The sequence below is a fragment of the Streptomyces sp. NPDC043878 genome (assembly GCF_056435735.1).
Map to the genome: position 1 here is coordinate 36,488 of NZ_JBWKDW010000043.1, position 7,059 is coordinate 43,546.

Below are 7,059 nucleotides of genomic sequence, written 5' to 3' on the forward strand. Positions count from 1 at the left end.
GGGGGCATCGTCCGCCCCCACCCACCACCCCGGATCAGGAAGGTGCCCCCACAGTGGAACGCGCCGCAGTCATTGTCGCCATCGACGGCCCCTCCGGCACGGGTAAGTCGAGCACGTCGAAGGCCGTGGCCGCGCAGCTCGGCCTGAGCTACCTGGACACCGGCGCCCAGTACCGGGCGATCACGTGGTGGATGGTGACCAACGGGATCGACATAGACGACCCCACCGCGATCGCCGCCGTGGCCGGCAAGCCGGAGATCGTCTCCGGCACCGACCCGGCCGACCCGACGATCACCGTCGACGGCGTCGACGTGGCCGGCCCGATCCGCACCCAGGAGGTCACCTCCAGGGTCAGCGCGGTCAGCGCGGTGCCCGAGGTCCGCACCCGGATCACCGAACTCCAGCGCTCGGCCGCCGCGGCCGCCGGGCAGGGCATCGTCGTCGAGGGCCGCGACATCGGGACGACCGTACTGCCCGACGCCGACCTCAAGATCTTCCTCACCGCCTCCCCGGAGGCGCGGGCCGCCCGCCGCAGCGGCGAGCTGAAGGGCGCCGACGTCCAGGCCACCCGCGAGGCCCTGGTCAAGCGGGACGCGGCCGACTCCACCCGCAAGACCTCGCCACTCGCCAAGGCGGACGACGCGGTCGAGGTGGACACCACCGACCTCACACTCACGCAGGTCATCGAGTGCGTCGTCACCCTCGTCGAGGAGAAGCGGGCCGCGAAGTGACCGAGCTGCCGTCGGCGCGGGGCGCCGAGGTCGGCCGGCGTATCGGCGTCGGGCTGATGTACGGGCTGTGGCGACCGCGCGTCCTGGGCGCCTGGAAGGTGCCGGCGACCGGCCCGGCGATCTTCGCGGTCAACCACTCGCACAACATCGACGGCCCGATGGTCATGGGCGTGGCGCCCCGGCCCACGCATTTCCTGATCAAGAAGGAAGCCTTCATCGGCCCGCTCGACCCGTTCCTGCTCGCCATCGGGCAGGTCAAGGTCGACCGGGAGACCACCGACCGCACCGCTATCACCCGGGCCCTGGGCGTGCTGGACCACGGCGGCGTCCTCGGCATCTTCCCGGAGGGCAGCCGGGGCGAGGGCGACTTCGCCTCGCTGCGCGCCGGGCTCGCCTACTTCGCCGTGCGCAGCGGCGCGCCGGTCGTCCCGGTCGCCGTACTGGGAAGTTCCGAACGCCCCGGACGGTTGATGAAGGGGCTGCCTCCGCTGCGCAGCCGCGTCGACGTGGTCTTCGGCGACCCGTTCGAGGCGGGCGACGGCAGCGGGCGGCGCACCCGCACGGCGCTGGACGAGGCGACCGAGCGCATCCAGAAGCAGCTCACCGCACACCTGGACAACGCCAGGCGCCTGACCGGCCGCCAGGCGACACTTGAGTAGTGGATCACCCGAAACCGGGGCATTCCACCGATCACCACGATGAACGACGAGGTACGGACTTCATGAACGACCACATCCAGCCCGACGGCCCGGCCGAGCACGGGCACGAGCACGGAGCGCTCGGCGACGCCGAGTACGCGGAGTTCATGGAGCTCGCCGCGGAGGAGGGCTTCGACGTCGGCGACGTCGAGGGCGCCATCGACGAGGCCGGTCACGGACCGCTGCCCGTCCTGGCCGTCGTCGGCCGCCCGAACGTCGGCAAGTCGACTCTGGTGAACCGCATCATCGGCCGCCGCGAGGCCGTCGTCGAGGACAAGCCCGGCGTCACCCGCGACCGCGTGACCTACGAGGCCGAGTGGGCCGGCCGCCGGTTCAAGCTGGTCGACACCGGCGGCTGGGAGCAGGACGTCCTCGGCATCGACGCCTCCGTGGCCGCGCAGGCCGAGTACGCGATCGAGGCCGCCGACGCCGTCGTGTTCGTCGTCGACGCCAAGGTCGGCGCCACCGACACCGACGAGGCCGTCGTACGGCTGCTGCGCAAGGCCGGCAAGCCCGTGGTCCTCGCCGCCAACAAGGTCGACGGCCTGAGCGGCGAGGCCGACGCGGCGTACCTGTGGGGCCTCGGGCTCGGCGAGCCGCACCCCGTCTCCGCGCTGCACGGCCGCGGCACGGGCGACATGCTCGACGCCGTCCTGGAGGCGCTGCCGGAGGCGCCCGAGCAGACCTTCGGCACGGCGGCCGGCGGACCGCGCCGCATCGCGCTGATCGGCCGCCCCAACGTCGGCAAGTCCTCGCTGCTGAACAAGGTGGCCGGCGAGGAGCGCGTCGTCGTCAACGAGGTCGCCGGCACCACCCGCGACCCGGTCGACGAGCTGATCGAGCTGGGCGGCGTGACCTGGAAGTTCGTCGACACGGCGGGCATCCGCAAGCGCGTCCACCTCCAGCAGGGCGCCGACTACTACGCCTCGCTGCGCACCGCGGCCGCCCTGGAGAAGGCGGAGGTGGCCGTCATCCTCATCGACGCCTCCGAGTCCATCTCGGTGCAGGACCAGCGCATCGTCACCATGGCCGTCGAGGCGGGCCGCGCGCTCGTCATCGCGTACAACAAGTGGGACAACCTCGACGAGGAGCGCCGCTACTACCTGGAGCGGGAGATCGAGACCGAGTTCGCCCAGGTCGCCTGGGCGCCCCGGGTCAACGTGTCGGCGCGCACCGGGCGGCACATGGAGAAGCTGGTCCCGGCGATCGAGACCGCCCTGGCCGGCTGGGAGACCCGGGTGCCCACGGGCCGCCTGAACGCCTTCCTCGGCGAGCTGGTCGCCGCGCACCCGCACCCGATCCGGGGCGGCAAGCAGCCGCGCATCCTGTTCGGCACCCAGGCCGGCACCAAGCCGCCGCGGTTCGTGCTCTTCGCCTCGGGCTTCATCGAGGCGGGCTACCGGCGCTTCGTCGAGCGCCGGCTGCGCGAGGAGTTCAGCTTCGAGGGCACCCCGATCCACATCTCGGTGCGGGTCCGCGAGAAGCGCGGCGCGAAGAAGAAGTAGCCCCTGACATGCGAGAAGGGCCGCCCCGACCGGGGCGGCCCTTCTCGCATGTCACAGGCCCCGGCGCGGGCCGGGCGGCAGGGCCGCCGGGACGTGGTGCAGCTCGGAGCCCTGCTGGCCGACCTGCCCGAGATAGCCGACGCGCTGCCACGGCGACTGCTGCTGCGCCGTGTGGCGGGCGCTCTGGGCCCCCGCGCTGTAGGCGCTGTACGAGCTGCTGAACGACCCCGAGCGGTGACCGCCGAACGAGCCCGCGGCGTGCGGCAGGTTCCCGAAGGCGGTGAAGCCCAGCTCCTCCTCGCCGCTGCGGTCACCGGGCAGTGAGCGGAAGGACCTGACGTACTCGGCGTAGAGCGCGTCGTAGATCGGCGTGGCCGATGGGCCGCCGTGGTGATCCTGGGCCGGTCGCGCGGACGGGATCGACGGATAGGGCTGGCGGCGGGAGACGTCGTATGCGTGCACGTATGTCCAAACGACCCCGGCCCTCAGGGGATGCGGGCGTACCGCATGCCTCCGGGGCGCGGGGCCGGTGCCGGCACGGGGCTCTGCCGACAGGGGACGTCGCGGGACGGGCGTGGGCGTGGCGCGGGGGCCTTCGGGGCCGGCCGCGAACGCCGGACTCCGGGACCTGCCGTGCTCAGGTGCCCGCCAGCGGCAGCGCCGCCGCGACCAGCTTCCCGTTGGCCGCGGCCTTGTCGAGCGCACCGCGCAGCAGGTCCTCCCGCGGCTGCCGCCCGATCGAGCCCACCGGAGCCGCGAACATCAGCACCTGCTGGTGCTTGTTCGCGGCCGCCCGCCAGCTCTCGGTGACCTGGAGGGGCTGGTGCGCCTGCCACCAGGCCACCGGGGAACCGCCGTTGGCGCCCGGCTGGAGGACCGCGTGCAGCCGGCCCGCGGCGAGCAGCACGGACCAGCCGTGCAGGACGGACGGCGCGGACTCGATCGCGGTCAGCGGCATGAAGCCCTGTTCGATGAGCAGCGGCAGGAAGTCGTCGCCGAGGCCGGTCTCCCCGGGGCGCACGACGGGCGCGGTCGGCTCGACGACCAGGGCCGGGTGCAACTCCCCGGTGATCAGGACGAGTCCGCTGGTCACGCCGAGCACGGCCTGCTCGGGCATGATCTTGTGGGGCTCCAGGTCGACGGTGTCGCCGGTGATGGACCGCACCGCGCCCCGGAGTTGCTCCTCGGTGACCTGGACGACCTGCGAGGGCAGACACGAGGCGTGGGCGAACGCGAGGACGGCGGTCTCGTCGCCGATGAACAGGACGGTGCTGGTGCGCTCCTGGTCCGAGTCGCCCTGCGTGCGGCACGACGTGCAGTCGTAACTGCCGGGGGCGTTCTCGCCGGCGAGCAGCCGGGCGGCTTCTTCGTCGCCGATCTCGGCGCGTACCTCGTCGCTGACGTCGAGCATGCGCGGCACGGGTGGCTCCCTCGGGATGTGGTGCGTGGCGGGGCCGGGTGGCTCCCGGTCCGTGAACCGGGGGGATCCCGGGCTCATGAAGAAGACAACGGGCGATCTGTGGCGGGAGTCACGCCCCATGACGAACGGAATCCAACCGGCGACCGCGCACGGTCACCCGCCGTGCGTGATTCGGCACTCCCCGTCAAGTACCCGCAAGGGGAAGGCGGTTGAGTTGGTGACCTGAGTCACAGAGGGCCGGTGCCGCTGACCGACAAATCCGGAAATCAGCGAACGAAGTGGGTGTCCGGAAATCGCTGATACCCAAGGTAATGGCGAACTGGCCTGGAACGACAGGCGGATGCCCGATCCCGAGCGGACCGGCTCCCTGGATCGCTCCGCCGTGTGCGACGAGCACCGCTCGGGCAGTCCGCCGGCCGCACCAGGACGGCTCACAGCTCCACCGCCGGAGGACGGGGCGGGACGCGACGACCGCGTGCGACGCGCGGTGCGTGGCGGCCCGTTCCGGGGGAGCCCGGGTCCGTGGAGAGCGACCTTCCCCGGCCCGGTGCGGGGGCCCCACCCGGTCCGCCGACCGGGTGGGGCCCGCGGCACACCGGACGCGCATGGGCGGCCGCGGACGACGCGCTGCTTAGCGTGGGCCGATGCCGCACAAGCCGCTCCCGCTCGTCCTCGCCGCCGCCCTGCTCGCCGTCCTCGCCCCGGCCGTGGCGTACGCGGCGCCACCACCGCCCGTGCCCGGCCCGCCCCCGACACGTGTGCCGCCCGCGTGCGCGAGCGACGAGTGGCCCTGGGGCTGCGTCGCCCAGTGCGAGAGCGGCGGGCGCTGGCACGCCAACACCGGCAACGGCTACTACGGCGGGCTCCAGTTCTGGCAGCCCACCTGGAAGGCGTACGGCGGACTGGCCCACGCCCCGCGCGCGGACCTCGCCACCCGGGCCGAACAGATCGCCGTCGCCCGCAAGGTACTGGCCGTCCAGGGGTGGGAGGCCTGGCAGGTGTGCTCGGCCCGGTACGGACTCAAGGGCCGTATGCACACGGTGGCGCCCGGCGACACCCTCGTGTCGATCGCCCGCCTCTACGGCGTCAAGGGCGGCTGGACGGCGCTCTACGCGGCGAACACCGAGGTGATCGGCGCCCGGCCGGAGCGGTTGAAGCCCGGCGCCCTGCTGGTCATCCCCAAGGGCTCGGCCCGCACCCTGACCCCGGCGGCCACCCCCGCCGCGTTCGGCCCGCCGCTGACCCCCGCGCCCCGTCGCCTGCCGCTGACCCCCGCGCCCGGTCGCCCGCCTCTGCGCTGACCCCGTGGCCGCCTGCCCGCTCGTCCTCCGCCCCCCGGCCGCCTGCCCGCTCCTCCACCGACTCGCGTGGCCGCCTGTCCGCTCCTCCACCGACTCCCGTGGCCGCCTGTCCGCTCGTCCACCGACTCGCGTGGCCGCCTGTCCGCTCCTCCACCGACTCCCGTGGCCATCTGCCCGCTCGTCCCCCGCCCCCGTGGCCACTCGGCCGCCTCTACCGTTTACCTCCGCCGGCCGCGCATCCCTCGGCCCTGAGGCGCCCCGGAGGCCGTGCCGGTGTCCTTCCCTTGCGGACAGCGGCTGTCCGCGACCGCTGGCAGACTCGGCCGCATGGTGGAGACCTCGGCACGTCTGCTGCGTCTGCTCTCGCTGCTCCAGGCCCACCGCGAGTGGTCAGGCGCCGACCTCGCCGACCGTCTCGGCGTCAGCGCGCGCACGATCCGCCGGGACGTGGACCGGCTGCGCGAGCTGGGCTATCCCGTCCACGCCAGCCCCGGCACGGGCGGCGGCTACCAGCTCGGGGCGGGGGCCGAGCTGCCGCCCCTGCTGCTGGACGACGACGAGGCGGTCGCCGTGGCGGTCGGCCTGCGGTCGGCCGCCGGACAGGGGATCGAGGGAATCGGCGAGACCTCGGTACGGGCCCTGGCCAAGCTGGAGCAGGTCCTGCCGGGCCGGCTGCGCCGCCGGGTGGCCGCCCTCAACGCCTTCACCGTGCCGATGCTGCGCGGCCCCCAGCCCTCCACCGTCGACCCGGCCGTCCTCACCGAGCTCGCCGACCTCTGCCGTGACGCCGAACGGCTGCGCTTCGAGTACAGCGACCACGACGGCGTCACCTCCCGCCGTACCGTCGAACCGCACCGCCTGGTGTGCACCGAGCGTCGCTGGTACCTGGTCGCCTGGGACGTCGACCGCGAGGACTGGCGGACGTTTCGCGCGGACCGCGTCACCCCGAGGCCGCCGCACGGCCCGCGCTTCGCCCCCCGCACCCCGCCCGCCGAGGATCTCGCCGCCTACGTCTCCCGGGGCGTCTCCACGCGCGCGTACGCCTCCCACGCGGTGGTCCGGCTGCTGGTGCCGCTGGCCGAGGCCGCCGAACGGATCTCGCCGTCCGTCGGGACGCTGGAGCCCGACGGTCCGGACGCCTGCGTGCTGCGGACGGGGGCGGCGAGTCTGGACGCGATGGTGATTCACGTGATGTTGCCGGGTTTCGAGTTCGAGGTGCTGGAGCCGGCGGAACTGACCGAGGCGATCCGCTTTGGCGAGCGGCCGGCTCGCCCGTGCGCTGGCCCGGACCGGAGACTCCGCGGCTCCCGGGGGGGGGGGGGGGGGGGGGGGGAGAGGGGAGGGGGGGGGGGGGGGGGGGGAGGGGCGGGGGGGGGGGGGGGGGGGGGGGCGCCCCCCCCCCCG

Annotated in this window: 6 protein-coding genes and 1 pseudogene; 5 read left to right on the plus strand and 2 right to left on the minus strand. The window is 74.0% G+C overall.

Features of this window, described 5'->3' with window-relative positions; translation table 11 throughout:
* The first annotated feature begins 53 nt into the window (after positions 1 to 53).
* The 3 genes from cmk to der all read left to right on the plus strand — a co-directional run bounded on the left by cmk (position 54) and on the right by der (position 2,934).
* Positions 54 to 731 carry a (d)CMP kinase gene (gene cmk / locus AC07AZ_RS36610; protein ID WP_478855076.1) on the plus strand — a complete coding sequence of 226 codons (678 nt, stop codon included), beginning with the start codon at positions 54 to 56 and terminating at the stop codon, positions 729 to 731.
* Positions 728 to 1,390: a lysophospholipid acyltransferase family protein gene (locus AC07AZ_RS36615; RefSeq protein WP_478855077.1), complete on the plus strand. Its 663-nt coding sequence runs from the start codon at positions 728 to 730 to the stop codon at positions 1,388 to 1,390. The genes cmk and AC07AZ_RS36615 overlap by 4 nt, the downstream gene beginning before the upstream one ends.
* Before the next feature lie 62 nt (positions 1,391 to 1,452).
* Positions 1,453 to 2,934, plus strand: coding sequence for a ribosome biogenesis GTPase Der (der, locus tag AC07AZ_RS36620; protein WP_478855078.1), 1,482 nt, complete (start codon positions 1,453 to 1,455; stop codon positions 2,932 to 2,934).
* A 51-nt stretch (positions 2,935 to 2,985) separates the two neighbouring features.
* Here the strand turns inward: der and AC07AZ_RS36625 are convergent, their stop codons facing one another.
* Together AC07AZ_RS36625 and AC07AZ_RS36630 are read right to left on the minus strand one after the other, a co-directional pair.
* Positions 2,986 to 3,396, minus strand: a complete 411-nt coding sequence (locus tag AC07AZ_RS36625) for a hypothetical protein (RefSeq protein WP_478855079.1) — start codon at positions 3,394 to 3,396, stop codon at positions 2,986 to 2,988.
* Positions 3,397 to 3,571: 175 nt separating this feature from the next.
* Positions 3,572 to 4,354 (minus strand): hypothetical protein, encoded by a 783-nt coding sequence (locus tag AC07AZ_RS36630; protein ID WP_478855080.1) that lies wholly within the window; start codon positions 4,352 to 4,354, stop codon positions 3,572 to 3,574.
* Positions 4,355 to 4,998: 644 nt separating this feature from the next.
* Here AC07AZ_RS36630 and AC07AZ_RS36635 point away from each other — a divergent pair.
* Both AC07AZ_RS36635 and AC07AZ_RS36640 read left to right on the plus strand, forming a co-directional pair.
* Positions 4,999 to 5,655 carry a transglycosylase family protein gene (locus AC07AZ_RS36635; RefSeq protein ID WP_478855081.1) on the plus strand — a complete coding sequence of 219 codons (657 nt, stop codon included), beginning with the start codon at positions 4,999 to 5,001 and terminating at the stop codon, positions 5,653 to 5,655.
* Between the two features lie 327 nt (positions 5,656 to 5,982).
* Positions 5,983 to 7,059 (plus strand): annotated as a pseudogene (locus tag AC07AZ_RS36640) (helix-turn-helix transcriptional regulator); the annotation flags it as partial.